This window comes from Levilactobacillus paucivorans, assembly GCF_001437125.1.
GTDB lineage: Bacteria > Bacillota > Bacilli > Lactobacillales > Lactobacillaceae > Levilactobacillus > Levilactobacillus paucivorans.
The window spans coordinates 1-1,674 of the sequence record NZ_JQCA01000105.1 but is presented as its reverse complement, the minus strand read 5'-3'; the positions used below and the strand labels follow the sequence as shown (position 1 = coordinate 1,674).

Annotated in this window: 1 rRNA gene; it reads right to left on the bottom strand. The window is 52.2% G+C overall.

Going from position 1 to position 1,674, the window contains the following annotated elements:
• Positions 1-22: 22 nt before the first annotated feature.
• A 23S ribosomal RNA gene (locus tag IV54_RS08290) occupies positions 23-1,674 on the bottom strand; the annotation flags it as partial.

Genomic DNA, 1,674 nt, shown 5'->3' with positions numbered 1-1,674 from the left:
CGGAAACAACCACGTTTTCAACTTGGTTAAGTCCTCGACCGATTAGTACTGGTCCGCTTCACCCCTCACGGGGCTGCCACTTCCAGCCTATCTACCTGATCATCTCTCAGGGGTCTTACTTCCATATAGGAATGGGAAATCTCATCTCGAGGCGAGTTTCACACTTAGATGCTTTCAGCGTTTATCTCATCCATACATAGCTACCCAGCGATGCGCCTGGCGGCACAACTGGTACACCAGCGGTATGTCCATCCCGGTCCTCTCGTACTAAGGACAGCTCCTCTCAAATTTCCTACGCCCGCGACGGATAGGGACCGAACTGTCTCACGACGTTCTGAACCCAGCTCGCGTACCGCTTTAATGGGCGAACAGCCCAACCCTTGGGACCGACTACAGCCCCAGGATGCGATGAGCCGACATCGAGGTGCCAAACCTCCCCGTCGATGTGGACTCTTGGGGGAGATAAGCCTGTTATCCCCAGGGTAGCTTTTATCCGTTGAGCGATGGCCCTTCCATACGGTACCACCGGATCACTAAGCCCGACTTTCGTCCCTGCTCGACCTGTCTGTCTCGCAGTCAAGCTCTCTTCTGCCTTTACACTCAATGAATGATTTCCAACCATTCTGAGAGAACCTTTGGGCGCCTCCGTTACTTTTTAGGAGGCGACCGCCCCAGTCAAACTGCCCACCTGACACTGTCTCCCACCACGATTAGTGGTGTGGGTTAGAGTATTCACACAGCGAGGGTCGTATCCCACCAGCGCCTCATTCGAAACTAGCGTTCCGAATTCTACGGCTCCGACCTATCCTGTACAAGCTGTGTCAACACCCAATATCAAGCTACAGTAAAGCTCCATGGGGTCTTTCCGTCCTGTCGCGGGTAACCTGCATCTTCACAGGTAATATAATTTCACCGAGTCTCTCGTTGAGACAGTGCCCAGATCGTTACGCCTTTCGTGCGGGTCGGAACTTACCCGACAAGGAATTTCGCTACCTTAGGACCGTTATAGTTACGGCCGCCGTTTACTGGGGCTTCATTTCTGGGCTTCGCCGAAGCTAACTCATCCACTTAACCTTCCAGCACCGGGCAGGCGTCAGCCCCTATACGTCATCTTACGATTTTGCAGAAACCTGTGTTTTTGATAAACAGTCGCCTGGGCCTTTTCACTGCGGCTACACTTGCGTGTAGCACCCCTTCTCCCGAAGTTACGGGGTCATTTTGCCGAGTTCCTTAACGAGAGTTCACTCGCTCACCTTAGGATACTCTCCTCGACTACCTGTGTCGGTTTGCGGTACGGGTAGTTAATCACTAACTAGAAGCTTTTCTCGGCAGTGTGACGTCTGGTGCTTCCCTACTAAAATTCGGTCCTCATCGCGCCTTGTCCTTAGCTGTAAGCATTTGACTCACAACCAGACTTGACGTTTGAACATCCATTTCCAATCGGATGCTCACCATAGCCTCCTGCGTCCCTCCATCGTTCAAACATGATTAACTAGTACAGGAATATCAACCTGTTATCCATCGCCTACGCTTCTCAGCCTCGGCTTAGGTCCCGACTAACCCTGGGAGGACGAGCCTTCCCCAGGAAACCTTAGTCATTCGGTGGATCAGATTCTCACTGATCTTTCGCTACTCATACCGGCATTCTCACTTCTAAGCGCTCCAGTAGTCCTT